This window comes from Streptomyces sp. NPDC058665 (assembly GCF_042714995.1).
Lineage (GTDB): Bacteria > Actinomycetota > Actinomycetes > Streptomycetales > Streptomycetaceae > Streptomyces.
Genome location: NZ_JBHXRX010000051.1, coordinates 20051 through 45361 on the forward strand (window position 1 = coordinate 20051; position 25311 = coordinate 45361).

Here is a 25311-nt window from a genome sequence, read left to right on the forward strand (position 1 = left end):
TGCCATGGATCTCGACACCTTCCGCAAGCTGGCGGTCGACCGCCGCGTCATCCCGGTCGGCCGCAGGCTCCTCGCGGACGGCGACACCCCGGTCGGTCTCTACCGCAAGCTCGCCGCCGAACGCCCCGGGACATTCCTCCTCGAATCCGCCGAGAACGGCCGCTCTTGGTCGCGCTACTCGTTCGTCGGCGTCCGGTCCGCAGCCACCCTCACCGAACGCGACGGCCGGACCCACTGGCTCGGCACCCCACCCGTCGGCGTCCCCGTCGACGGAGACCCCCTGGCCGCCCTGGGCGCCACCGTGGAGGCCCTGCACACCCCGCACGACCACGACGGCGACCGGCCTCCCTTCACCGGCGGCATGGTCGGCTACCTCGGCTTCGACGTCGTACGGCGGCTGGAGAAGAAGATCGGCGACCACGCGCGCGACGATCTGCGGCTGCCCGAGCTGACGATGCTGCTCACCTCCGACCTCGCCGTCCTGGACCACCGCTCCGGCACCGTCCTGCTCATCGCCAACGCGATCAACCACAACGACCTCGACACCGGCGTGGACGAGGCCTACGCGGACGCCGTCGAGCGGCTCGACGCCATGGAACGGGACCTGGCACGCCCCGTGGACAGCCTCCCCACCGCGCTGCCGCCGTCCGAACTTCCCCCGTACACCGCGCTCTGGGGCGGCGAGGCCTACCAGGAGGCCGTGGACGACATCAAGGAGCGCATCAGGGCGGGCGAGGCCTTCCAGGTCGTGCCCTCGCAGCGGTTCGAGACCCCCTGCGAGGCGAGCGCCCTCGACGTCTACCGGGTGCTGCGGGCCACCAACCCGAGCCCGTACATGTATCTCTTCCGCTTCGACGGCTTCGACGTCGTCGGCTCAAGCCCGGAGGCGCTGGTCAAGGTCGAGGACGGGCACGCGATGGTCCACCCCATCGCCGGCACCCGCCCGCGCGGCGCGACTCCGCAGGACGACCAGGCCCTCGCCGACGAACTGCTCGCCGACCCCAAGGAGCGCGCCGAGCACCTGATGCTGGTCGACCTCGGCCGCAACGACCTGGGGCGGGTCTGCGAACCCGGCAGCGTCGAGGTCGTCGACTTCATGTCCGTCGAGCGCTACTCGCACGTCATGCACATCGTCTCGACCGTCACCGGCCAGGTGGCCGAAGGCCGTACCGCCTTCGACGTGCTGACCGCCTGCTTCCCCGCCGGCACGCTCTCCGGCGCCCCGAAGCCGCGCGCCCTGCAGATCATCGACGAACTGGAGCCCACACGGCGCGGTCTGTACGGAGGCTGCGTCGGCTACCTCGACTTCGCCGGTGACTCCGACACCGCCATCGCCATCCGTACGGCCTTGCTCAGGGACGGCACCGCGTACGTCCAGGCCGGCGCCGGCGTCGTCGCCGACTCGGACCCCGTCGCCGAGGACACCGAGTGCCGCAACAAGGCCGCCGCGGTGCTGCGCGCGGTGCACACCGCGAACCGGCTGGGAGGGCCCGGCACGGGCCCGTCCGAGGCGGCGCGGGAGCGGTAGGGGATAGTGGGGCGGGTGAGTGCCGTACCGATTCCCCAGCCCCGCGCCGAGACGACGGCGGACGCCACGAGAAGGCGCGCCGGCCGAAGTCTCGGCACAGCCCTCCTCCTCGGCGCCGCCGGCTCCGCCGTGGTGCTGATCGCCTCCGGCCAGACCTGGGCCGACGGCATCGCCACCGTGGCGGGCGGCAGCGTCTCGCTCCACGTCGGCGGCCGTGACGTCACCGGTGTCCCCGCCGCGCTCGCCATCGCGGGCCTCGCCGCCCTCGTGGCCGTCTTCGCCGTCCGTACGGGCGGGCGGCTGCTGGTCTCCGCGCTGCTCGCCCTCAGCGGCGCGGGCGCGGCAGTCGCCGCGCTCGTCGGTGCCAACGACAGGTCGGCTCTCGACGACGAGGCCGCCCGTACGACCGGCGACACGGCCGCGACCGTCGGCGGCCTCACCCACACCGCCTGGCCCTACGTGACGGCGGCCGGCGGCGTACTGATCCTCCTCGCCGGTCTGCTGGCCCTGCGATACGGATCACACTGGCCCACCATGTCCGGCCGCTACGAGCGCGACGGCACCCCGCGCGCCGCCCGCGTCCGAAGGCCGGCGGCCGGGCCCGCCAAGGCCACCGGGCCCGCGACCGACCCCGACCGGCCCGAGGACATCTGGAAGGCCCTGGACCGGGGCGAGGACCCCACGGGCTGAAGAGGCGACCGCGGCCAGGACCCCCTGAGGGGGAACGCCGGGGGGTGCGGGACAATGAACGGTGAGCGTTCGGCCCGGCCGGCGCGCGACCCCAGCGCCACACCAGCGCAGCACATCAGCAAACGAGGAGCGAATTCATGGCGGGCAGCAGCCACGGACACACCCCGGCCGCCTGGACCGGTGTCACCATCTCTGTCATCGGCTTCGGCATCGCAGGCGTCTTCATGGTGGCGGCCGACCCCCTCGGGTTCGTGGGCGGCCTCGCGGTCGTCCTCCTCGGCGGCATCGTCGGCCTCGCCATGCGGGCCGCCGGCCTCGGCGCGGTGAAGGAGTCCGAAGCGGCGAAGCAGGCCCGGGTGGAGGCCGCGCGGGCGTCCCTGGACCGTGCGGAGCGCGAGGCCGCGGAGCGCGGCGAAGGCCACCCGACCGGTGAGCCGCAGGTCGCGCAGGCGGGCCCCGAGCCCGCGAAGCAGACCGCGTAACCAACCCTCGAGGCCGTACGGGAACGTACTCCGCACAGCGACACCAGGCGCAGCCCCGCCACCGCCGGGCTGCGCCTTCGTCGTACGGCGGACGCTCATCGGCGGCACGCGTACGGGGTCCGCGCGGGGTCCGGCTGCGCTTTCCCGCCCGCACGGGGGACAATCACCCGGTGGACGCCATGCCTGCACCCGCCGCGCCGCCCCCGGCACCCGCTCCGGCGACCCGCGCCCGGCGGCTACTCGCCCCGCTCGGCACGCTCGCGGGCGTCGTCGCCGCCTTCACCTACGTCGGCCTGGTCGACCCCAACGAGAGCGGCCACTACCCCGTCTGCCCGCTGCTCAGCATGACCGGCCTCTACTGCCCCGGCTGCGGCGGTCTCCGCAGCGCGCACGCCGTCGCGCACGGCGACATCGCCGCCGCCTTCGGTTCCAACGCGCTCGCCGTCGTCGGCTACGCGATCTTCGCGGCGGTGTGGCTGGGCTGGCTGATTCTCGTCGCTCGCGGAACACGGCCCCGGGTCTCGGTGCCACCCTTCACAGGATGGGCCGTCGGCGCGGTCATCGTGGTCTTCACGGTGCTACGAAACCTTCCTTTCGGCTCGTCGCTCGCCCCGTGAAGTGCCAGGTGGTGGGAGGGTGGACCGGCGGATGCGGGCCCTCGGCCCTCCTCCGGATACCATCGACATGGCTGATCCTCATCCATGGCTGAATCCGACACCGTTCCCGGAAGGGGGCCGCTCGCGTGAGTGTGCTCGACGAGATCATCGAAGGCGTACGCGCCGACCTCGCGGAGCGGCAGGCGCGCGTCAGCCTCGACGAGCTCAAGGAGCGCGCGGGCAAGGCGCGGCCTGCCAAGGACGGCGTCGCCGCACTGCGCGGCGAGGGCGTCACGGTCATCTGCGAGGTCAAGCGCTCCAGCCCCTCCAAGGGCGCGCTGGCCGCGATCGCCGACCCCGCCGGACTGGCCGCCGACTACGAGGCGGGCGGCGCCGCCGCCATCTCCGTACTGACCGAGCAGCGCCGCTTCGGCGGCTCGCTCGCCGACCTCGAAGCCGTACGGGCCAGGGTCGACATCCCCGTTCTGCGCAAGGACTTCATCGTCACGGCGTACCAGCTGTGGGAGGCGCGCGCGTACGGCGCCGACCTCGCCCTGCTGATCGTCGCCGCCCTGGAGCAGCCCGCGCTCGTCTCGCTCATCGAGCGCGCCGAGTCCATCGGGCTGACCCCGATCGTCGAGGTGCACGACGAGGACGAGGTCGAGCGCGCGGTCGACGCGGGGGCGCGGGTCATCGGCGTCAACGCGCGCGACCTGAAGACGCTGAAGGTGGACCGCGGCACGTTCGAGCGGCTCGCCCCGGAGATCCCGGACGGCATCGTCAAGATCGCCGAGTCCGGTGTGCGCGGACCGCACGACCTCATCGCGTACGCCAACACGGGCGCCGACTCGGTGCTCGTCGGCGAGTCCCTGGTCACCGGGCGCGACCCGAAGACGGCGGTGGCCGATCTCGTCGCCGCGGGCGCCCACCCGGCACTGCGGCACGGGCGGAGCTGACCCCCCGATGCCCATCCCCGCCTCCGGACGCCCGGCCGTCGTGCCCGTGCCCCACGCGCCGCTGGCGCGCGGGTGCCGGCCGCGCGGCTGCCGGGCCCCCGCGCGGCGGGTGCACGGGCGGCGGGTGCGGTACGTGATCGGTGACGAACCCGGTCAGGTCAACGGGATGCGATGGCCCCGGGCCGCGCTCCGGCGAGGCCCTTCCGACCGCGACCACTGAGCCCAGGCGGACACCCGCCGCGGCGACACACGCCCGGAAGACCGGTCCACGACCCACGCCCCTCCCGGCCCACGCCGGTCTCGGGGCGGCCTCGCCCATGGCGCCCACGGTGCACCCCCCGTCGCTCCGCCGCTCCATGAGGAGATCATCCGTGACGTCCGCTCCCACCACTTCTCCCGGTTCTTCCGGTTTCTTCATTCCCGACCCCGAGGGCCTGAGCCCGAACACAGACGGCTACTTCGGCGCGTACGGCGGCAAGTTCATCCCCGAGGCGCTCGTCGCCGCCGTGGACGAGGTCGCCGTCGAGTACGAGAAGGCCAAGGGCGACCCCGCCTTCGCCGACGAGCTCAACGACCTCATGGTCAACTACACCGGCCGCCCCAGCGCCCTCACCGAGGTCCCGCGGTTCGCCGAGGAGGCCGGCGGCGCCCGGGTCTTCCTCAAGCGGGAGGACCTGAACCACACCGGGTCCCACAAGATCAACAATGTGCTCGGCCAGGCGCTGCTCACCAGGCGCATGGGCAAGACCCGTGTCATCGCCGAGACCGGCGCCGGACAGCACGGCGTCGCCACCGCGACCGCCTGCGCGCTGTTCGGGCTCGAATGCACCATCTACATGGGCGAGATCGACACCGAGCGCCAGGCGCTGAACGTCGCCCGTATGCGGATGCTCGGCGCCGAGGTCGTACCGGTCAGGTCCGGCAGCCGCACCCTGAAGGACGCCATCAACGAGGCGTTCCGCGACTGGGTCGCCAACGTGGACCGTACGCACTACCTCTTCGGCACCGTCGCCGGGCCACACCCCTTCCCCGCGATGGTGCGGGACTTCCACCGCGTCATCGGCGTCGAGGCGCGCCGCCAGATCCTTCAGCGGGCGGGCCGGCTGCCCGACGCCGCCGTCGCCTGTGTAGGAGGCGGGTCCAACGCGATCGGTCTCTTCCACGCGTTCCTCGCCGACGACGCCGTACGGCTGGTGGGCTGCGAGCCCGCCGGTCACGGCATCGCGAGCGGGGAGCACGCGGCCACCCTGAGCGCGGGCGAGCCGGGCATCCTGCACGGTTCGCGGTCCTACGTCCTTCAGGACGAGGAGGGCCAGATCACCGAGCCGTACTCGATCTCGGCCGGACTCGACTACCCGGGCATCGGCCCCGAGCACGCGTACCTCAAGGACAGCGGGCGCGGCGAGTACCGCGCCGTGACCGACGACGACGCGATGAAGGCCCTGCTGCTGCTCTCCCGCACCGAGGGCGTCATTCCGGCCATCGAGAGCGCGCACGCGCTCGCCGGGGCGCTGGAGGTCGGCCGTGAGCTGGGGAAGGACGGCCTGATCGTCGTCAACCTCTCCGGGCGCGGCGACAAGGACATGGACACAGCCGCCCGCTACTTCGGGCTGTACGACGAGGAGAGCGCCAAGTGAGCGGGAACATCCAGCTGTTGAGCGACACCCTCGCGGCGGCGCGGAGCGAGGGGCGCGCCGCGCTCATCGCCTATCTGCCGGCCGGATTCCCGACGGTGGACGGCGGCATCGACGCCGTGAAGGCCGTCCTCGACGGCGGCGCCGACGTCGTCGAGATCGGGCTGCCGCACAGCGACCCGGTGCTCGACGGCCCCGTCATCCAGACCGCCGACGACATCGCGCTCAAGGGCGGCGTGAAGATCGCGGACGTGATGCGTACGGTCCGCGAGGCGTACGAGGCCACCGGGAAGCCCGTGCTGGTCATGACGTACTGGAACCCGATCGACCGGTACGGCGTCGAGCGCTTCACCACCGAGCTTGCCGAGGCGGGCGGCGCCGGGTGCATCCTGCCCGACCTGCCCGTGCAGGAGTCCGACGTGTGGCGGCAGCACGCCGAGAAGCAGGGCCTCGCCACCGTCTTCGTGGTCGCGCCCAGCAGCAGGGACGACCGGCTCGCGAAGATCACCTCCGCCGGCTCCGGGTTCGTCTACGCCGCCTCCCTGATGGGTGTCACCGGCACCCGGCAGTCGGTGGGCGCGCAGGCCCAGGACCTGGTGCGGCGGACCCGCGCCACCACCGATCTGCCGGTGTGCGTGGGGCTCGGGGTCTCCGACGCGGCGCAGGCCGCCGAGGTCGCCTCGTTCGCCGACGGGGTCATCGTCGGCTCGGCCTTCGTCAAGCTGATGCTGGACGCGCCCGACCCGGGGGCGGGAGTCCTCGCGGTCCGCGGGCTCGCCGCCGACCTGGCGGAAGGCGTTCGCAAGCGCTGACGGGCGCGGTAGCTCATACGGGTGGACATGGGACCGGGGAGGTGCGTACGCGCCTCCCCGGTTCGTTGCTGAGGCGTGAGCGAGAAGAACCGTGAGGCAAAGAGGAGCGCCCGAGAGCGGCTCCAGGAGCAGCGTGAGCGGGACAAGAAGCGGGAGCGGCGCAGGCGCACGCTCGTCGTCTCGGCGGCGGTGGTGGGCGTGCTGGGTGTGGCGGCGGCGATCGGACTCGTCGCGAGCAACGCGAACGAGGACAAGAGCGAGAGAGGCGCCGCGGGCCCCGTTCTCGCGCCGTCGGGCGCGCAGGGCAAGGACGAGCTGTCGATCCCGGTGGGCAAGGCCGACGCCCCGTCGACCCTCACCGTGTGGGAGGACTTCCGCTGTCCGGCCTGCGCCCAGTTCGAGAACGCGTTCAGGGACACGATCAAGGAGCTGGAGACCGACGGCCAGCTCAAGGTCGACTACCACCTCGCCACGATCATCGACGGCAACATGGGTGGTACGGGCTCGCTGCGCGCGGCCAACGCGGCGGCCTGCGCCCAGGACGCGGGCAAGTTCGCCCCTTACCACGACACGCTCTTCCAGAACCAGCCGCCGGAGCCCGACGACGCCTTCGCGGACAACGCGCGGCTGCTGGAGCTCGCGGGCAAGGTCGACGGCCTGGAGTCGGCCCCCGGCTTCCGTCAGTGCGTGGAGGACGGCAAGCACGACAAATGGGTGATGAACTCGAACGTGGCGTTCCAGAAGGGCGGCTTCAGCGGCACGCCGACCGTCCTGCTCAACGGTGAATCGGTCTTCCCCAAAAAGGGCGCCGAGAACATCACTCCGGACAACTTCAAGAGGTGGGTCAGGGAGGCCAACAAGGGCAAGCGGCCGGGCACCGCACCGGCGACGCCCCCGGACACCGGGGCTTCTCCCTCCTGAGCCGGCGGGCCGCGCGGGGGCTTTTCCGCGCGGGCTCGTTATCCATACGTTGCCGGGCGGGTTGCCGTACTCCCCGCCCGGCACGGTAGCGTCGGAACCGCCATGGAATTTGCCTATATCCCCAGTCCGTCGAGCGGCGTGGTCCATCTCGGACCGCTTCCGCTGCGCGGCTATGCGTTCTGCATCATTCTCGGTGTCTTCGTCGCCGTCTGGTACGGCAACAAGCGCTGGATCGCCCGCGGCGGCAAGGCCGGCACCGTGGCCGACATCTCCGTCTGGGCCGTGCCCTTCGGACTTGTCGGCGGCCGGCTCTACCACGTGATCACCGACTACCAGCTGTACTTCAGCGACGGTAAGAACTGGGTCGACGCCTTCAAGATCTGGGAGGGCGGCCTCGGAATCTGGGGCGCGATCGCCTTCGGCGCCGTCGGCGCGTGGATCGGCTGTCGCCGCCGGGGCATCCCGCTGCCCGCGTACGCGGACGCCATCGCACCCGCGATCGTGCTCGCCCAGGCCATCGGCCGCTGGGGCAACTGGTTCAACCAGGAGCTGTACGGCAAGGCCACCGATGTGCCGTGGGCCGTGGAGATCTCCGACGGGGTGAACCGCGAGGGCGGTACGTACCACCCGACGTTCCTCTACGAGTCACTGTGGTGCGTCGGCGTCGCGCTGCTCGTGGTCTGGGCCGACCGCCGCTTCAAGCTCGGCCACGGACGCGCCTTCGCGCTCTACGTCGCCGCGTACTGTGTAGGCCGATCCTGGATCGAGTACATGCGCGTCGACGAGGCGCACCACGTGCTGGGGCTCCGCCTCAACGTGTGGACCGCGATCATCGTCTTCGTCCTCGCGGTGGTCTACATCGTGATCTCGGCGCGGATCCGCCCGGGGCGCGAGGAGATCGTCGAGCCGGACCGCGAGACGCTCGGCAAGGACGCGAAGGCCAAGACCGAGGACGGCGACGCCGAGGTCGACCTCAAGAAGGGCGACGAGCCCGAGACGGCCGGGGCCGAGGCGGATGCCGCCCCGGACGCGGAGAGCAGTTCCGACACCGCGGCGGCCAAGAACGCCTGACGGCTGCGACGGCCGGGCAGGGTTTGCCGGACACGGTCCAAAGGGCCGCCGGACCTCCTCAGGAGGCCCGGCGGCCCTTTCGCGTGCCCGCCTGACGGGCGCGCCGCGCCGGGGGAGCCCGCCGATGCCTTGTTTCCAGGCTCCGGCAACGCCGGGAGCCTGCGTGCCGGGCGTCGCGTGTCAGGCGGGTTCGTCCGGTACGGCCCGAAGGGCCGGTGGCTCCTTACGTGTGCCCGCCTGACGGGCGCGCGTCGGCCCGCCGGGGGCGGAAGGCTCGTTGGCCCGGTTTCAGCAACGCCGGGAGCGTGCCAGGCTGAGACGTCCGGCACGGAGGCCCATTCGGGCCGTCAGTTCTGCAGCACGCCCCGTTCGCGGGCCGCCAGGGTGAGTGTGTGGTGGGCCGCCGTGACGATCGCCGCGTCCACGAAGCGGCCGTCCGGCAGTGCCAGCGCGCCCGCGTCCTTCGACGCCGCCTCGACGATCTCCGTGGCCGACTCGATCTCCCGCGCCGTCGGGAGATACGCGCGCTCGATCACCGGCAGCTGGCGCGGGTGGATCGCGGACCGCCCGAAGAAGCCCAGCGAGCGCCCGTGCGCGCACGAGGCCGCCAGCCCCTCCAGGTCCCGCACGTCGGGGAAGACGGACTGGGCCGGCGCCGGCAGACGGGCGGCCCGAGCCGCCACCACGACGCGGCTGCGCGGCCAGTCGAGCCCGGCGTCGTTCCGTACACCCAGATCGGCGCGGAGGTCGGCCTCGCCGAGTGCGATTCCCCGCAGGAAGGGATGGGCCGCGGCGATGGCGTGGGCGTTCTCGATGGCGAGGGCCGACTCCAGCAGCGCGTACAGCGGGACGCCCGGGGCCATGGCCGCGGCCCGGCGGATGTCCGACGCGTGCGTGACCTTCGGCAGCCGCAGCCCCGCCAGACCGGGGAGGCCGGCCAGCACGGGGATGTCGGCGTCGCAGGCGACACGGACATGGACCGGGGTCGCGCCGGGAGAGGCCAGCAGGTCGGTCGTCGCGGCGCGCGCGTACTCCCGGCGGTCGGCGGCGACCGCGTCCTCCAGATCGACGATCACCGCGTCGGCTCCGGCGGCGAGCGCCTTCTGTACGACGTCGGGCCGGTCCCCGGGCACGTACAGCCAGGTGAGCGGGGCGTGCGGTGCGGGGCGGCTCACAGCGCGCCCTCCTCACGGAGGGCCGCGATCTCCGGAGCGGAGAGGCCCAGCTCGGTGAGGACCGCGTCCGTGTCGGCGCCGTGCGGCCGGCCGGCCCACCGGATGGCCCCGGGGGTCTCGGAGAGCCGGAAGAGGACGTTCTGCATGCGGATCGGACCGAGGTCCGGATCCTCGACCTCGGTGACGCTGTCCAGCGCCCGGTAGTGCGGGTCGTTCATGACGTCGCGGACGTCGTACACGGGGGCGATGGCCGCGTCCGCCTTCTCGAACGCGGCCATCGCGTCGTCGCGTGAACGCCGGGCGATCCACTCGCCCACCGCCTTGTCCAGCACGTCTGCGTGTTCGGCCCGTCCGCTGCCGGTGGTGAACCACGGCTCGTCGACCAGTTCCTCCCGGCCCACCAGCCGCATGACGCGCTCGGCGACCGACTGGGCGGAGGTGGAGACCGCGAGCCAGGAGCCGTCGGCGGTGCGGTAGGTGTTGCGGGGGGCGTTGTTACGGGAGCGGTTGCCGGTACGGGGCTGTACGTAGCCGAGCTGGTCGTACCAGAGCGGCTGCGGCCCCAGCACCGTCAGGATCGGCTCGATGATCGCCAGATCGACCACCTGGCCACGCCCCGTCGTCGCCCGGCCGTTGAGCGCGGTCATCACGGCGTACGCGGTGGCCAGCGCCGCGATCGAGTCGGCCAGACCGAACGGGGGCAGCGTCGGCGGCCCGTCGGGCTCACCCGTCATCGCGGCGAATCCGCTCATCGCCTCGGCGAGCGTGCCGAAGCCGGGACGCCGGGAGTACGGGCCGAACTGCCCGAAGCCGGTGACCCGGGCGAGGACCAACCGGGGGTTGACGGCGGAGAGCTCGGCCCAGCCGAGGCCCCATTTCTCCAGGGTGCCGGGGCGGAAATTCTCGATGATCACATCCGCTTCGGCGGCCAGCCGCAGCAGGACGTCCCGGCCCGGCGGGCCGCACAGGTCGAGCGTGATGGTGCGCTTGTTGCGGCCCAGGATCTTCCACCAGAGGCCGACGCCGTCCTTCGCGGGGCCGTGCCCGCGCGACGGGTCGGGGCGGGTGGGGTGCTCGACCTTGATGACATCGGCGCCGAAGTCGCCGAGCATCGTGGCGGCGAGCGGCCCGGCGAAGAGGGTCGCGAGGTCCAGGACGCGCAGGCCGTCCAGCGGGGGAGCGGCGGGAGCCTTCGGCCCGGTGCCGGTCCCTGTGCCGGTGCCTGTGCCCGTGCCCGTGCCCGTGCTGTTCGTGGTGGTCATGACGTGGCCTCGTCGATCTCGCAGCGGTACGGCATGGACGTGGACGCCCCATGGCGCCGCACACAGAGCGCGGCGGCGGCCGACGCCCAGCGCGTCGCCTCCGCCATCGGACGGCCCTCGCCGATCGCCACGGCCAGCGCGCCGACGAACGTGTCGCCGGCGGCCGTCGTGTCCACGGCGGTCACCTTCGGCGCCGGGACGATGACGGGCCCGGCGTCGCGCGCCGCGTACAGACAGCCCGCCGCGCCCAGCGTGATCACGACCTCCGGGACCTGCCGGAGCAGCACCTTCGCCGCCTCGCGCGGGTCGGCGACGCCCGCGAGTTCCGCGGCCTCGTGCTCGTTGGGGACCAACAGGTCGGTGGCGGCGAGCAGTTCGGGCGGCAGCGGCTGGACGGGGGCGGGGGTGAGGATCGTCCGTACCCGGTGCCGCCTGGCCGCCCGCGCGCCGTCGAGTACGACGCTCAGCGGGAGTTCGAGCTGGAGGAGCAGGGAGGCGGCGGTGCTGATGAGGGTCTCCTCGCCGGGGCCGAGCGCGGTGAGGGTGCCGTTCGCGCCGGGGATGACGACGATCGCGTTGCCGCCCTCGTCGTCCACGACGATGTGCGCCGTGCCGGAGGGGCCGTCGGCGGTGTGGAGCAGGTCGGTGTCGACGCCGGACGAGGTGAGCGTGTGCCGGAGCCGTACGCCGAACTCGTCGTCGCCGACCGCGCCGATCATCGCCACGTCCCCACCGGCGCGGGCGGCGGCGACGGCCTGGTTGGCGCCCTTGCCGCCGGGGACCGTACGGAATTCACGGCCCGTGACGGTCTCCCCGTGCTTCGGGGCCCGCGCGACGTACGCGACGAGGTCCATGTTGGTGCTGCCGAGCACCACGATGCCGGTCATGGGCGGAGTGCCTCCTGGGTGAGTCGGGCGAGTTCGTCGAAGCCGGTGCCGTCGAATCCGACGACGGAGGTGGCGAGGCGGTTCTTGAGCGGAGCCGTCCACCGCTCGGGCAGCCGGTCCGGGTGCCCGGCGAGCAGACCGGCGAAGGACCCGGCCGTCGCGCCGTTGGAATCGGTGTCCCAACCACCGGACACCGCACGGCAGATGGAGCCGGTGAAGTCGCCGTCGGCGTGGGTGAGGGCGGCGGCGATGAGCGCGGCGTTCGGGATGGCGTGCACCCAGTGGTAGCGGCCATGGGTGGCGTGCAGTCGGTCGACGACGGTGTCGAAGTCGTCGTGTACGCGGGCCGTCCTGATCCCGTCGCGGACGGCCTCCGCGAGTCGTGAGCGCGGGGGTACGACGGCGAGTCCGGCGCGCAGAGAGGCGTGCACGTCGGCGCCGCCGCCGGCCGCGGCGATGGTGCCCGCGACGAACATCGCGCTGTACACCCCGTTGGCGGTGTGCGTCAGCGCGGCGTCCCGGTGCGCCTGGGCGGCGGCCGACGCGGGGTCGCCCGGGTGCGTCCAGCCGTGCACGTCCGCGCGGATCGCCGCGCCGATCCACTCCCGGAACGGGTTGTGGTGCCGGGCCGTGTCCGGGGGCTCGATCCCCGAGAGCAGATTGCGGTACGCGACGCGCTCAGCGGTGAACGTACGTCCTGCGGGCAGCTGGTCGAGCCACAGACGCGCGACGTCGGCGGTGCGGAAGCCGCGGCCGTACCGCTGGAGCAACAGCACGTTGAGCAGGGGGTAGTTGAGGTCGTCGTCCTCGGGCATGCCGTTGATGTTCTCGGCGAGGGAGTTGGCGGCGGAGCGCCGGTTCCAGGGGTGCGCGGCGGCCAGGTCCGCCGGGACGCCCTCGGCGGTGAACCAGCTGTTCAGGGGCCAGTTGCCGGTGGCGCGGGCGAGTGCGCGGATGGCGGCGAGGGGGAGCTTCTCGACGGGTTTCCCGAGGAGACAGCCGGCGGCGCGGCCGAGCCAGGCGGCGTGCAGCTGGTGGGTGCTCAGGGGGGTCCGTTCCCCGGCCCCGCCCCTTCCCGAAACCGGGGGCGGGCCCCCGGGCTCTGCGATGATGGCGTCCGTGGGGCCGGGTGGCGCGCTTCGTGGCGCGGTGGTGGACGGCGCGTGTCCGCCTGACATGCCCTTTCTCGGAACCGGGGGTGGGCCTTCGCGCCCTGCGATGGTGGCATCCGTCGGGTCGGGTGGCACGTTTCGCGGTGTGGTGGTGGACGGCGCGTGATCGTCGGCACTGCCCGCTCCCGGGTCCGGTGCCAGGCCCCCGCGCCCCCGTGCGGTGGTCGCGCTCGCGCTCGCGGTCGGCCACGCGTCGCCGCACGCTCGCACGATCTCCGCCAGCTCCGTCGGTTCATCGGCCGCCAACGGGCTTGGCAGCTCCGCCAGTTCATCCAGCAGCGTCACGGCCAGCGTGCGCAGGTGCGCGGGAGCCGGCGGGGTGGACGCGCCCCCGTGGGGTGGGGACGCGGGGCCGCCCCCGGCGTGCCAGCGCGCGGCCACCGCCGTCGCGTCGCGCCCGTCCTCCGCAGCCTGGCGCAGCTCGTGGCCCAGCAGGTCCTCCGGCTGGACCCAGGTCACCCGCAACGGCTCCGTCATCGCGCCACCGTCAGCTCGGCGAACGCCGCCTCGTGGGCCCGGCGGCGCGCCGTGTCCTGGGCGAACATCTCGTACGCCACCTCGGTCAACGTCCGCCCCGGGCCGTACAGATCGAGGCGGCTCGCCTCCGACACACGCTTCGCCCAGTCGGGCGGGATCGTCGCCCCGCCGGACAGCGCCCCGGCCACCGCCCCGCTCATCGTGGCGATCGAGTCGCAGTCGCGGCCGTAGTTGACGGAGCCGAGGACCGTACGGCGGTAGTCGCCGTCGCCGATGAGCAACATGCCGAGGGCGACGGGCAGTTCCTCGATGGAGTGCAGCCGCGAGGGACGGCGCGCGCCGAGGGACGGGGCGCGGTAGTCGGGGCCCACGGTGTCGAACGGCGCGACGGCCTCCCGCAGCGGACGCAGAGCCGGCTCGAAGTCGTCATGGGCGGCGGCCACTTCGCACACCGCCTCGATCGCGGCGCGCGTCCCGTCCTTGGCGAGCCCGAGGCACGTGTCGACGACGCTCGTCGGCGTCGCGCCCGGCACACACGCCGCCGCGACGGCCGCCGCGAGGACCCCGGCCGCCTCACGGCCGTAACTGGACTGGTGCGCGCCGGCGATGTCGACGGCCTCCGCGTACGCGGCGCCGGGGTTCGCCGCGTTGACGAGGCCCACCGGCGCCATGTACATCGCCGCACCGCAGTTGACGATGTTCCCGGCGCCCGCCTCGCGGGGGTCCACATGGCCGTAGTGGATACGGGCGACCAGCCACTTCTCGGCGAGGAAGATCCGCTGGAGGGGCAGCGCCTCCGCCTCCAGCTCCGGGATCCAGCGCGGGGTGGAGATCAGGTCGGGGACGAGATGGTCGGCGACGGCGTACGCGTCGAGGTGGTCGCGGACGGTGGCGTACACCCGCACCAGCGCGTGCGTCATCAGGGTGTCGTCGGTGACGTGGCCGTCGCCCTTGTGGTACGGGGCGATGGGCCGCGCCGTACGCCAGTCCTCGTGCCACGGGCCGACGATGCCGGACACCCGGCCGCCGTGCCGGTCCACGATCTGCTCGGGGGTCCAGCCCTCGACGGGGCCGCCGAGCGCGTCTCCGACGGCCGCGCCGACGAGACTGCCGGCGATCCGGTCTCGGAGTGCGGGCGTCGCGGATGCTGTGAGCGTCGTCATGCCGGAATTGTCCACCCCGGTACGTCCCGTGGGGGTGAAGCTCGCCGCCCTTGGTGCTAAAGGGAGTTGTGGTCCGCGGAGTCCACCGTGTCCGCCGTGTCGAGCGTGCGGGTCAGCAGCCCGGCGAGTTCGACCAGGTCCGTGCCCGCGAGACGCGGCAGGGCGCAGCCCGCCAGGACGCGGCAGGCGTCGTGCCACGCCGGGGGCACGGCCGCACCCCCGCCGAGCGCCCCGGTCAGCGCCCCGGCGAGCGCGGGCGCCGAGTCCGCGACCCGCGAGAGGCACGCGGCTGCGGGTACGGCGGCGCGGACGTCCCCGCCGGAGGCGAGGGTCAGGGCGAGGGCGACCGGCACGGTCTCGGCGGCGGCGATGCCGTAGCTGTAGACGTGGTCGACGATCTGATGCTCCAGCAGAGGGACGAGCGCGAACGCTCCGGCGGGCTCGTCGGCGAAGTCCCGCGCCAGCTTGACCGCGTGCTGGGCGTTGCGGCCGATCTCCGTGCTGTCCGGCAGCTGTTCGAGCGCGGCGGCGACAGCGGTCGCGGTGTCGGCGCCGCCGAGCGCCGCGGCCACGGCGGCGGCCATCGCGCGGGCGCCGTGCACCCCGTCGCCGTCCTGCGTGTAGCGGGCGTCGAACTCGGCGAGTTCGGCGGCGGCGTGCGGACGCCCCGGATGCGTGACCGCCAGGACGACGGCCCGTACGCAGGCCGCGTCGTCGAAGTAGTGCGGGTTGTCGTGGCCGGTCGCGGGCGGGCGCAGACCGGTGGCGAGATTGCCGAGCCCGGCGCGTACGGAGATCCGGGCGCGGAGCGGCAGTACGGCGGACTCCACCTCCGGCGCGCGGTCCGCCGCCGCGGCGATCTCGCAGGCGAGGGTGGACCAGGCGAGGTCGATGGCGGCGCGGGTGCGGCGGTCGGCGGGAAGGCCGGCGAAGTGGTCACCGAACGCGGTGAGCACGGTCTCGGCGGCGAACGCCGCCCACTCGGCGTCGTCGGACGGGCCGAGGCGCAGGGGCTCGGGGGGCTGGTTGAGGGCGATGGGGACGGGGAGGGTGGTGGTGGCGTTCTGCTCGGCGAAGGTGTCGAGCTCACGGGTGAGCCGCCGGGTCCACTCAGGCATCCGCGCGGCCCGATGCCGCGCGGCGGGCCACCCGGCGGCGTCCCCGGCGGCCAGCCCGAGAAGCAGCCCTTCGACCCGCTCCCGCCCGGCGCCCGCCGCGACACGCAGATGCTCACACCGGTGAGCGCCGGCGCTCCGGTCCGGCCGGGGCGCCGGCGGCTGTTCCCGCGCGTCCGACAGCTGCGAACGGCGCGGTGTCCAGTACGCGCCCTCGGACCCGCCCGGGTTCCGGCGCTTCGATGGCTCGCTCAGCACGTTCCGCTGTTGAAGGCGAGGCTCGTCGTCGTGTGCTCCCCGAGCCGCGCCCTCCGCCCGTCCTGGGTTTCGGCGGGTTGGGGCCTCGTCCTGCGCCGTCGTCCGCTCCGCGCCCAGCGCGTTCCGCGGCTGCGAACCGTGCGGTGCGCCGGGTGACGGTTCGATGGTCTGGGTTTCGTACGCACCCTCTGCGTGGGCGGGGTTCCGGCTGCCGGGTGACGACTTGCTGCCGTCGGTTTCGTGCGCACCCTCCGGGCGGGCGGGGTCTCGCCTGGCGGGCGGTGCTTCGTCACCCTTCGGCCGGGGTGGGTTTCGACCGGTCGGGAGCTCCTCGTATGTCGTGAGACTTCCCGTGCCGAGCGTGTCCGGTGCCTGCGGACTGGGCGGCGTTCCGTACGCGACCTCTGCCCGTCCCGGATTCCAACCGGTCCCGGCCTCGTCCTGTGCCCTCGTCCGTCCCGCGCCCAGCGCGTCCCCCGGCTGGGGACCGAGCCAGGTGCCGACGTCCGCCGCCGCGCCATCGCTTCCCTCTCCGCCCGTCACAACCCCTCCCCGTCCTCGTCCGGAGTCAGCAGGTCCGCGATGTCCAGGACGTGGTAGCCGCGCATCGATGGGAGGCAGCTGCCGCGGGCCGGGCCGATTGCCGAGGACCATTCCTGGGGGATCGACTCGGCGCCGGACACCGCTCCGGCCAGCGCTCCCGCCACCGCCGCCGTCGTATCCGCGTCGCGGCCCATGTTGACCGCCGTCAGGACCGACGTACGGAAGTCGCCACGGGCCGCCGCGAACGCGCCGAACGCCAGGCCCACCGCCTCCGGCGCCAGGTCCGTCCACGGATAGCCGCCGATCACGACCGCCGAGCGGACCGCACGCTCCATGGTCAGCGTGTCGGGGTACTCGCGACCCGCCGCGACCACCGCGCGGCGCAGTGAGCGGGCCGTCCAGGAGTCCATCGGGATCACCGAGAGCGCCGCCGCGACCACCGACGCCGGGCCCGCGCCCGTCATCGCGGCGGCGACCCCCGCCGCCACCGCCTGGCCGCCGTAGATGCCCTCGCCCTCGTGGCTGACCGTGCCGTCGACCGCGACCAGCCTGGCCGCCTCGGCCGGGCGGCCTGCGGCGAAGACGCCGAACGGGGCCGCCCGCATCGCGAGGCCGTCGCTCCAGGCGTGCCGGTGCTGCGCCGTGATCGGCGCGGCGAGGCCCCTGCGCAGATTCTCCAGCGTGCCGCGCTCGCTGAACCCGGCCCCCCTGAACGCCCCCTCGTCGAGGTCGGCCAGCCAGTGGTGCCACGCGTTCTCGGCATCGGCGACTGTCAGGGCCGAGCCGTGTCCGGCCAGGAGGAGGCCGGAGAAGATCGCGTACTCGGTGTCGTCCGTACCGGCCGGGTTGTCGCTGACGAACCCCTCGATACGGCCCCAGCGGCGGCGGATCTCCGAGGGGCGCATGTTCTCGGCCGGCGCCCCGAGCGCGTCGCCGACCGCGAGGCCGAGCAGCGAACCCCGCGCCCGTTCCCGCAGAACGGCGACCCACGATGGAGCGGGACCGGGGCCGGAACCGCAGGCAGTCAACTCCATCGCGGGGCCTTTCGCGCATCGGGCCCCAGGGAGGCCACTCTTCCTCCCATACGTCCCACGCCGCGCCCCGCGGGAGTCCCGCAAGTGCCTCTGTCACCCGGCTGGTGCCTTGGTAAGCATGGCTTTCCTTGCTGGCGGGGCCCCTGTTTCGTGCGTACTTTCGAAGCCGTGGGCGGGGTGTCCCGCCACGCCCGAGCAGCCGGATCAGCCGGTCGTCGGGACCGGCTGGGAAGGGGACAGCGTGTCCGTCATGGACAACGAGGCGTCACTCCACGGAGCACACCGTGACAATCACACGCACCGCGATGTGAACGGCGGCTGGCTGCGCCCCGCCGTGTTCGGCGCGATGGACGGACTCGTCTCGAACCTGGCTCTGATGACCGGCGTGGCGGGCGGCTCCGTCGACCGGCAGACCATCGTCATCACCGGCCTCGCGGGCCTGGCGGCCGGCGCCTTCTCGATGGCCGCGGGTGAGTACACCTCCGTGGCGTCGCAGAGCGAGCTCGTCCAGGCCGAGCTGGACGTGGAGCGGCGGGAGCTGCGCACGTACCCCAAGGACGAGATGGCGGAGCTCGCCGAGCTGTACGAGTCGCGCGGTGTGGAGCCGGAGCTGGCACGCCAGGTCGCGGAGCAGCTCTCGAAGGACCCCGAGCTGGCGCTGGAGATCCACGCGCGCGAGGAACTGGGCGTCGACCCGGACGATCTGCCGTCCCCGATGGTCGCCGCCGTGTCGTCGTTCGGCTCCTTCGCGGTGGGCGCGCTGCTGCCCGTGCTGCCGTATCTGATCGGCGCCACCGAGCTGTGGCCCGCCGTGCTGGTGGCGCTGCTCGGGCTCTTCGCCTGCGGAGCGCTCGTGGCGCGGATCACCGCGCGGAGCTGGTGGTACAGCGGTCTGCGGCAGCTGCTGCTCGGCGGTACGGCTGCGGCGCTCACGTACGGGCTCGGGGTGCTGTTCGGGGCGACTGTCTAGCCGGCCCCGGCGGGGGTGGTCGGCCGGCGCCGCGACAGAGCCCGGTCCGCCCCCGGCCCGGCACACCGCCCACCAGGCGTACGACATATTGCGCGGTCGGGGACATGCCGTCACTGTGGTGACGAACATCCCCTCGACCATCCTCCGGCCTTGTCCCACCTGGGTGGGACACTTTGCGTGGCGTCACATATTTTTGCCGTTACCCGGTTGTTTCGAACGCTTGAACTCCGGGCATGACCCGTAGGCGCCGCGGGCAATGAAGCTCGCTCCGCCGTGGTCCGGTGTACGGCGTCCCGTACCCCCCGACCTCCTTCGCCGCTGCGAGCGGCGTCCACATGCTGGATTCCGCTATCCGCTTTCTGAGCAGCCGACCCATCATGTAACCTGCACGAAATTTTGCCCAGGGCCAGCGTCGTCCCTCGGTTATCGCATATGCCACGACGACGACGGGAGAGCCGATGCGTTTCGACGCCTGGTCGCCCATGGATGGCCGCCCCGCTGCGCAGGGCATGTATGACCCCCGTAACGAGCACGACGCCTGTGGCGTCGGGTTCGTGGCCACCCTGACCGGTGTGCCCGGCCACGAGATGGTCGAGCAGGCGCTGACCGTGCTGCGCAATCTCGAACACCGCGGTGCCACCGGCTCCGAGCCCGACTCGGGTGACGGCGCCGGCATCCTGCTCCAGATCCCGGACGCGTTCCTGCGCGAGGTCACCGGATTCGAGCTCCCCGAGGCCGGTTCGTACGCCGTCGGAATCGCCTTCCTGCCCGCCGACAACCCGGACGAAGCCGTCTCACGGATCGAGACGATCGCCGCCGAGGAGGGCATCGACGTCCTCGGCTGGCGCGAGGTGCCCGTCGCCCCGCAGATGCTCGGTGCCATCGCCCGCTCGACCATGCCGGTCTTCCGCCAGCTCTTCGTCTCCGCGACGACGGACGCGGGCACGGCCACCGGCACGGACGCGGGCGACGACGCAGGCACAGCCCCGCGCACGGGCATCGCCCTCGACCGCAGGACCTTCGTCCTGCGCAAGCGCGCCGAGCGCGAGGCCGGGATCTACTTCCCCTCGCTCTCCGCCCGGACGATCGTCTACAAGGGCATGCTGACCACCGGCCAGCTGGAACCTTTCTTCCCCGACCTCTCCGACCGCCGCTTCGCGACCGCCGTCGCCGTGGTGCACTCGCGCTTCTCCACCAACACCTTCCCGAGCTGGCCGCTCGCCCACCCGTACCGCTTCGTCGCCCACAACGGCGAGATCAACACGGTCAAGGGCAACCGCAACTGGATGCGGGCCCGCGAGTCCCAGCTGGCCTCCGACGTGTTCGGTGACGACCCCGGCACCCTGGAGCGGACCTTCCCGGTCTGCACCCCCGACGCCTCCGACTCGGCGTCCTTCGACGAGGTCCTGGAACTGCTCCACCTCGGCGGCCGTTCGCTGCCGCACTCCGTGCTGATGATGGTCCCCGAGGCGTGGGAGAACCACGACTCCATGGACCCCGCCCGGCGCGCCTTCTACCAGTACCACGCGACGATGATGGAGCCCTGGGACGGCCCCGCCTGCGTCACCTTCACCGACGGCGTCCAGGTCGGCGCGGTCCTCGACCGCAACGGGCTGCGCCCCGGCCGCTACTGGGTCACCGACGACGGACTCGTCGTCCTCTCCTCCGAGGTCGGCGTCCTCGACATCGACCCCGCGAAGGTCGTCCGCAAGGGCCGCCTCCAGCCCGGCCGGATGTTCCTCGTGGACACCGCCGAGCACCGCGTCATCGAGGACGACGAGATCAAGGCGACGCTCGCCGCCGAGAACCCGTACGAGGAGTGGCTGGAGGCCGGCGAGATCGAGCTGGAGGACCTCCCCGAGCGTGAGCACATCGTGCACACGCACGCCTCCGTCACCCGCCGCCAGCAGACCTTCGGCTACACCGAGGAAGAGCTGCGGATCATCCTCGCGCCGATGGCCCGCACCGGCGGCGAACCGCTCGGCTCCATGGGCACCGACAGCCCGATCGCCGCGCTGTCCGCGCGCCCCCGGCTGCTGTTCGACTACTTCACCCAGCTGTTCGCGCAGGTCACCAACCCGCCGCTGGACGCCATCCGCGAGGAGCTCGTCACCTCGCTGCGCTCCACCCTCGGTCCCCAGGGCAACATCCTGGAGCCGACCGCCGCCGCGTGTCGCAGCGTCACCCTGCCGTTCCCGGTTATCGACAACGACGAGCTGGCCAAGCTCATACACGTCAACGCCGACGGCGACATGCCCGGCATGACCGCCGCCACGCTCTCCGGCCTCTACCGGGTCAACGACGGCGGCGAGGCCCTCGCCGCCCGGATCGAGGAGATCCGCGCCGAGACCGACGCCGCGATCGAGAGCGGCGCGCGGATCATCGTGCTCTCCGACCGGCACTCCGACGCCGAGCACGCGCCCATCCCGTCCCTGCTGCTCACCGCCGCCGTGCACCACCACCTCATCCGCACCAAGCAGCGCACCCAGGTGGGGCTGCTGGTCGAGGCCGGTGACGTACGCGAGGTGCACCACGTCGCGCTGCTCATCGGCTACGGCGCCGCGGCCGTCAACCCGTACCTCGCGATGGAGTCCGTCGAGGACCTCGTCCGCGCGGGCACCTTCATCGAGGGCCTGGAGCCCGAGAACGCCATCCGCAATCTCATCCACGCCCTCGGCAAGGGCGTCCTGAAGGTCATGTCCAAGATGGGCATCTCCACCGTCGCCTCCTACCGGGGCGCGCAGGTCTTCGAGGCCGTCGGTCTCGACGAGGCCTTCGTGGAGAAGTACTTCAGCGGTACGGCGACCAAGATCGGCGGCGCCGGGCTCGACATCATCGCCCAGGAGGTCGCCGCCCGCCACGCCAAGGCCTACCCGCCCTCCGGCATCTCCGCGTCGCACCGCGCGCTGGACATCGGCGGCGAGTACCAGTGGCGCCGCGAGGGCGAGCCGCACCTCTTCGACCCGGACACGGTCTTCCGCCTCCAGCACGCCACCCGCAACCGCCGGTACGACATCTTCAAGCAGTACACGGACCGGGTGAACGAGCAGTCCGAACGCCTCATGACGCTGCGCGGACTTTTCAGCTTCGACTCCGGCCGCGAGCCCGTCGCCCTGGACGAGGTCGAGCCCGCCTCCGAGATCGTCAAGCGCTTCTCCACCGGCGCCATGTCGTACGGCTCCATCTCCAAGGAGGCGCACGAGACCCTCGCCATCGCGATGAACCAGCTCGGCGGCAAGTCCAACACCGGCGAGGGCGGCGAGGACGCCGACCGGCTCCACGACCCCCGGCGGCGCTCGTCCATCAAGCAGGTCGCCTCCGGCCGCTTCGGCGTCACCAGCGAGTACCTCGTCAACGCCGACGACATCCAGATCAAGATGGCCCAGGGCGCCAAGCCCGGCGAGGGCGGCCAGCTGCCCGGCCACAAGGTCTACCCGTGGGTCGCCAAGACCCGGCACTCCACGCCCGGCGTCGGCCTCATCTCGCCGCCGCCGCACCACGACATCTACTCCATCGAAGACCTCGCCCAGCTGATCCACGACCTCAAGAACGCCAACCCGGCCGCCCGCATCCACGTGAAGCTGGTCTCCGAGGTCGGCGTCGGCACGGTCGCGGCCGGTGTCTCCAAGGCCCACGCCGACGTGGTCCTGATCTCCGGCCACGACGGCGGTACGGGCGCATCCCCGCTCACCTCGCTCAAGCACGCGGGCGGTCCCTGGGAGCTGGGCCTCGCCGAGACCCAGCAGACCCTGCTGCTCAACGGGCTGCGCGACCGGATCGTCGTCCAGACCGACGGCCAGCTCAAGACCGGCCGCGACGTCGTCGTCGCCGCGCTGCTCGGCGCCGAGGAGTTCGGCTTCGCCACCGCGCCGCTCGTCGTCTCCGGCTGCGTCATGATGCGCGTCTGCCACCTCGACACGTGTCCGGTGGGCATCGCCACCCAGAACCCGGTGCTGCGCGAGCGCTTCTCCGGCCAGGCCGAGTACGTCGTCAACTTCTTCGAGTTCATCGCCGAGGAGGTCCGCGAGCTCCTGGCCGAGCTGGGCTTCCGTACGCTCGAAGAGGCCGTCGGACACGCCGAGTTGCTCGACACCGAGCGGGCCGTGGACCACTGGAAGGCACAGGGCCTGGACCTCAAGCCGCTGTTCCACGTCCCGGCCCTGCCCGACGGCGCCGTACGGCACCGGATCATCGAGCAGGACCACGGCCTGGCCAAGGCGCTCGACAACCAGCTGATCAAGCTGGCCGCCGACGCGCTCGGCGCCGAGAGCGCCGAGGCCGCCCAGCCGGTCCGCGCGCAGACCGCGATCCGCAACATCAACCGCACCGTCGGCACGATGCTCGGCCACGAGGTGACCAAGAGGTTCGGCGGCGCGGGACTGCCCGACGACACCATCGACATCACCTTCACCGGCTCGGCCGGCCAGTCCTTCGGCGCCTTCCTGCCCAGCGGCATCACGCTGCGCCTGGAGGGCGACGCCAACGACTACGTCGGCAAGGGCCTCTCCGGCGGCCGGGTCGTCGTCCGCCCCGACCGGGGCGCCGACCACCTCGCCGAGTACTCGACCATCGCGGGCAACACCATCGCGTACGGTGCGACCGGCGGCGAGCTGTTCCTGCGGGGCCGTACCGGCGAGCGCTTCTGCGTCCGCAACTCCGGTGCCACGGTGGTCTCCGAGGGCGTCGGCGACCACGGCTGCGAGTACATGACCGGCGGCCACGCCGTCGTCCTGGGCGAGACGGGGCGCAACTTCGCGGCCGGTATGTCCGGCGGTATCGCGTACGTCATCGACCTCGACGCCGACAACGTCAACGCCGGCAACCTCGGCGCCGTCGAGACCGACCTCTCCGACACCGACAGGAAGTGGCTGCACGACGTGGTGCGCCGCCACCACGAGGAGACCGGCTCCACCGTCGCGGAGAAACTGCTGACCGACTGGGACACCTCCGTGACCCGGTTCAGCAAGATCATTCCTTCCACCTACAAGGCAGTGCTCGCCGCCAAGGACGCCGCTGAGCTCGCCGGTCTCTCCGAGCAGGAGACCACCGAGAAGATGATGGAGGCGGCGACCAATGGCTGACCCCAAGGGCTTCCTGACCACCGGGCGCGAGGTCGCCAAGTCCCGCCCGGTGGACGAGCGCAAGAACGACTGGAACGAGGTCTACGTTCCGGGCTCACTGCTGCCGATCATCAGCAAGCAGGCCGGACGCTGCATGGACTGCGGCATCCCCTTCTGCCACAACGGCTGTCCGCTCGGCAATCTCATCCCCGAGTGGAACGACTACGCGTACCGCGAGGACTGGACCGCGGCGAGCGAACGGCTGCACGCGACCAACAACTTCCCGGAGTTCACCGGCCGGCTCTGCCCCGCGCCGTGCGAGTCCGCGTGCGTGCTGGCCATCAACCAGCCCGCCGTCACCATCAAGAACGTCGAGGTCTCCATCATCGACAAGGCATGGGACAACGGCGACGTCGTCCCGCGCCCCCCGGAGCGCCTGTCGGGCAAGACCGTCGCCGTCATCGGCTCCGGCCCGGCCGGGCTGGCCGCGGCCCAGCAGCTCACCCGGGCCGGCCACACGGTCGCCGTGTACGAGCGCGCCGACCGCATCGGCGGCCTGCTGCGCTACGGCATCCCCGAGTTCAAGATGGAGAAGTCCCACATCAACCGCCGTATCGAGCAGATGCGCGCGGAGGGCACCAAGTTCCGTACCGAGACGGAGATCGGCCGCGACATAGACGCGGCGAAGCTCCGCAGGCGCTACGACGCCGTGGTCATCGCGGCGGGCGCCACCGTCTCGCGCGACCTGCCCGTGCCCGGCCGCGAGCTGAACGGCGTCCACTTCGCCATGGAGTACCTGCCGCTCGCCAACAAGGTGCGGGAGGGCGACCTGACGGTCTCCCCGATCACCGCCGAGGGCAAGCACGTCGTGGTCATCGGCGGCGGCGACACCGGCGCGGACTGCGTCGGTACGGCGCACCGCCAGGGCGCCGCGTCCGTCACCCAGCTGGAGATCATGCCCCGGCCGGGCGAGGACCGCGCCCCGAACCAGCCCTGGCCGACCTTCCCGATGCTCTACAAGGTCACCTCCGCGCACGAGGAGGGCGGCGAGCGGATCTACTCCGTCTCCACCACCCACTTCGAGGGCGACGAGGACGGCAACGTCCAGTCGCTCCACCTCACCGAGGTCGAGTTCAAGGACGGCCGCCCGGAGCCGAAGCCCGGCACCGAGCGGGTCATCCCCGCCCAACTGGTCACCCTCGCCATGGGTTTCACAGGTACGGACCGGTCCAACGGTCTCGTCGACCAGTTCGGGCTCGAACTCGACGCGCGCGGAAACATCGCACGGGACGCCGAGTACGCGACCAACGTCGACGGCGTGTACGTTGCGGGTGACGCGGGTCGCGGCCAGTCCCTGATCGTGTGGGCCATCGCCGAAGGCCGTTCGGCCGCCCGTGGCGTCGACCGCTATCTGACCGGAGCGAGCGAACTGCACGCCCCGATCCGCCCGACGGACCGTTCACTCACGGTCTGAGCCAAGAAACGTCCCGTACAACGGCGTACGG

General features: G+C 72.5%; 19 protein-coding genes and 1 pseudogene. 13 read left to right on the forward strand and 7 right to left on the reverse strand.

Annotation, left to right across the window (positions count from 1 at the left end; all coding sequences use genetic code 11):
- The first annotated feature begins 4 nt into the window (after window positions 1-4).
- The 10 genes and pseudogenes from ACFWV8_RS27990 to lgt all read left to right on the forward strand — a co-directional run bounded on the left by ACFWV8_RS27990 (window position 5) and on the right by lgt (window position 8690).
- On the forward strand, window positions 5-1528 hold the full coding sequence (locus ACFWV8_RS27990; protein WP_329388952.1) for an anthranilate synthase component I: 1524 nt from the start codon (window positions 5-7) through the stop codon (window positions 1526-1528).
- Window positions 1529-1534: 6 nt separating this feature from the next.
- Entirely contained in the window at window positions 1535-2218 is a 684-nt protein-coding gene (locus tag ACFWV8_RS27995) for a TIGR02234 family membrane protein (protein WP_384209472.1), read from the forward strand.
- 137 nt (window positions 2219-2355) lie between these two features.
- A pseudogene (locus ACFWV8_RS28000) lies at window positions 2356-2595 on the forward strand (HGxxPAAW family protein); the annotation flags it as partial.
- Between the two features lie 284 nt (window positions 2596-2879).
- Window positions 2880-3317, forward strand: a complete 438-nt coding sequence (locus ACFWV8_RS28005) for a DUF2752 domain-containing protein (protein WP_329392490.1) — start codon at window positions 2880-2882, stop codon at window positions 3315-3317.
- 125 nt (window positions 3318-3442) lie between these two features.
- The gene (gene trpC / locus ACFWV8_RS28010) at window positions 3443-4252 is read left to right on the forward strand and encodes an indole-3-glycerol phosphate synthase TrpC (RefSeq protein ID WP_329388956.1); all 810 of its coding nucleotides are present in this window, start codon (window positions 3443-3445) and stop codon (window positions 4250-4252) included.
- 7 nt (window positions 4253-4259) lie between these two features.
- Complete coding sequence (trpM, locus tag ACFWV8_RS28015) at window positions 4260-4472, forward strand: tryptophan biosynthesis modulator TrpM (protein WP_329388958.1); 213 nt, start codon at window positions 4260-4262, stop codon at window positions 4470-4472.
- A 151-nt stretch (window positions 4473-4623) separates the two neighbouring features.
- Complete coding sequence (gene trpB / locus ACFWV8_RS28020) at window positions 4624-5889, forward strand: tryptophan synthase subunit beta (RefSeq protein WP_384209476.1); 1266 nt, start codon at window positions 4624-4626, stop codon at window positions 5887-5889.
- Window positions 5886-6698, forward strand: a complete 813-nt coding sequence (gene trpA, locus ACFWV8_RS28025; RefSeq protein WP_384209479.1) for a tryptophan synthase subunit alpha — start codon at window positions 5886-5888, stop codon at window positions 6696-6698. The genes trpB and trpA overlap by 4 nt, the downstream gene beginning before the upstream one ends.
- Window positions 6699-6773: 75 nt before the next feature.
- Complete coding sequence (locus ACFWV8_RS28030) at window positions 6774-7619, forward strand: thioredoxin domain-containing protein (protein ID WP_384209482.1); 846 nt, start codon at window positions 6774-6776, stop codon at window positions 7617-7619.
- Window positions 7620-7721: 102 nt separating this feature from the next.
- The gene (gene lgt, locus ACFWV8_RS28035; RefSeq protein WP_384209485.1) at window positions 7722-8690 is read left to right on the forward strand and encodes a prolipoprotein diacylglyceryl transferase; all 969 of its coding nucleotides are present in this window, start codon (window positions 7722-7724) and stop codon (window positions 8688-8690) included.
- Window positions 8691-9037: 347 nt separating this feature from the next.
- Here lgt and ACFWV8_RS28040 read toward each other — a convergent pair whose 3' ends face one another.
- From ACFWV8_RS28040 to ACFWV8_RS28070, 7 genes are all read right to left on the reverse strand, one after another.
- Window positions 9038-9865, reverse strand: a complete 828-nt coding sequence (locus ACFWV8_RS28040; protein WP_384209488.1) for an HpcH/HpaI aldolase/citrate lyase family protein — start codon at window positions 9863-9865, stop codon at window positions 9038-9040.
- Window positions 9862-11127: a CaiB/BaiF CoA transferase family protein gene (locus ACFWV8_RS28045; protein ID WP_384209492.1), complete on the reverse strand. Its 1266-nt coding sequence runs from the start codon at window positions 11125-11127 to the stop codon at window positions 9862-9864. The genes ACFWV8_RS28040 and ACFWV8_RS28045 overlap by 4 nt, the downstream gene beginning before the upstream one ends.
- Window positions 11124-12014 carry a ribokinase gene (gene rbsK / locus ACFWV8_RS28050; protein ID WP_384209495.1) on the reverse strand — a complete coding sequence of 297 codons (891 nt, stop codon included), beginning with the start codon at window positions 12012-12014 and terminating at the stop codon, window positions 11124-11126. The genes ACFWV8_RS28045 and rbsK overlap by 4 nt, the downstream gene beginning before the upstream one ends.
- The gene (locus ACFWV8_RS28055; protein ID WP_384209501.1) at window positions 12011-13663 is read right to left on the reverse strand and encodes an ADP-ribosylglycohydrolase family protein; all 1653 of its coding nucleotides are present in this window, start codon (window positions 13661-13663) and stop codon (window positions 12011-12013) included. The genes rbsK and ACFWV8_RS28055 overlap by 4 nt, the downstream gene beginning before the upstream one ends.
- Window positions 13660-14826, reverse strand: coding sequence for an ADP-ribosylglycohydrolase family protein (locus tag ACFWV8_RS28060; RefSeq protein ID WP_384209508.1), 1167 nt, complete (start codon window positions 14824-14826; stop codon window positions 13660-13662). The genes ACFWV8_RS28055 and ACFWV8_RS28060 overlap by 4 nt, the downstream gene beginning before the upstream one ends.
- A 56-nt stretch (window positions 14827-14882) precedes the next feature.
- Window positions 14883-16052, reverse strand: coding sequence for an ADP-ribosylglycohydrolase family protein (locus ACFWV8_RS28065; RefSeq protein WP_384209574.1), 1170 nt, complete (start codon window positions 16050-16052; stop codon window positions 14883-14885).
- A gap of 686 nt (window positions 16053-16738) precedes the next feature.
- Window positions 16739-17776 carry an ADP-ribosylglycohydrolase family protein gene (locus tag ACFWV8_RS28070; protein WP_384209513.1) on the reverse strand — a complete coding sequence of 346 codons (1038 nt, stop codon included), beginning with the start codon at window positions 17774-17776 and terminating at the stop codon, window positions 16739-16741.
- A gap of 250 nt (window positions 17777-18026) precedes the next feature.
- Here ACFWV8_RS28070 and ACFWV8_RS28075 point away from each other — a divergent pair, with 250 nt between their 5' ends.
- The 3 genes from ACFWV8_RS28075 (at window position 18027) to ACFWV8_RS28085 (ending at window position 25280) form a co-directional block, all read left to right on the forward strand.
- Window positions 18027-18746 (forward strand): VIT1/CCC1 transporter family protein, encoded by a 720-nt coding sequence (locus ACFWV8_RS28075; protein WP_384209577.1) that lies wholly within the window; start codon window positions 18027-18029, stop codon window positions 18744-18746.
- A gap of 458 nt (window positions 18747-19204) precedes the next feature.
- Window positions 19205-23827, forward strand: a complete 4623-nt coding sequence (gene gltB, locus ACFWV8_RS28080; protein ID WP_384209518.1) for a glutamate synthase large subunit — start codon at window positions 19205-19207, stop codon at window positions 23825-23827.
- Window positions 23820-25280: a glutamate synthase subunit beta gene (locus ACFWV8_RS28085; RefSeq protein ID WP_384209524.1), complete on the forward strand. Its 1461-nt coding sequence runs from the start codon at window positions 23820-23822 to the stop codon at window positions 25278-25280. Before gltB ends, ACFWV8_RS28085 begins: the two co-directional genes overlap by 8 nt.
- Window positions 25281-25311 lie beyond the last annotated feature (31 nt).

Coding starts and splice junctions, on each gene's coding strand:
- ACFWV8_RS27990 (WP_329388952.1), top strand. CDS start 5: ATGGATCTCGACACCTTCCGCAAGCTGGCGGTCGACCGCCGCGTCATC.
- ACFWV8_RS28005 (WP_329392490.1), top strand. CDS start 2,880: ATGCCTGCACCCGCCGCGCCGCCCCCGGCACCCGCTCCGGCGACCCGC.
- trpM (WP_329388958.1), top strand. CDS start 4,260: ATGCCCATCCCCGCCTCCGGACGCCCGGCCGTCGTGCCCGTGCCCCAC.
- lgt (WP_384209485.1), top strand. CDS start 7,722: ATGGAATTTGCCTATATCCCCAGTCCGTCGAGCGGCGTGGTCCATCTC.
- ACFWV8_RS28045 (WP_384209492.1), bottom strand. CDS start 11,127: ATGACCACCACGAACAGCACGGGCACGGGCACGGGCACAGGCACCGGC.
- rbsK (WP_384209495.1), bottom strand. CDS start 12,014: ATGACCGGCATCGTGGTGCTCGGCAGCACCAACATGGACCTCGTCGCG.
- ACFWV8_RS28055 (WP_384209501.1), bottom strand. CDS start 13,663: ATGACGGAGCCGTTGCGGGTGACCTGGGTCCAGCCGGAGGACCTGCTG.
- ACFWV8_RS28060 (WP_384209508.1), bottom strand. CDS start 14,826: ATGACGACGCTCACAGCATCCGCGACGCCCGCACTCCGAGACCGGATC.
- ACFWV8_RS28070 (WP_384209513.1), bottom strand. CDS start 17,776: ATGGAGTTGACTGCCTGCGGTTCCGGCCCCGGTCCCGCTCCATCGTGG.
- ACFWV8_RS28075 (WP_384209577.1), top strand. CDS start 18,027: ATGGACAACGAGGCGTCACTCCACGGAGCACACCGTGACAATCACACG.
- gltB (WP_384209518.1), top strand. CDS start 19,205: ATGCGTTTCGACGCCTGGTCGCCCATGGATGGCCGCCCCGCTGCGCAG.
- ACFWV8_RS28085 (WP_384209524.1), top strand. CDS start 23,820: ATGGCTGACCCCAAGGGCTTCCTGACCACCGGGCGCGAGGTCGCCAAG.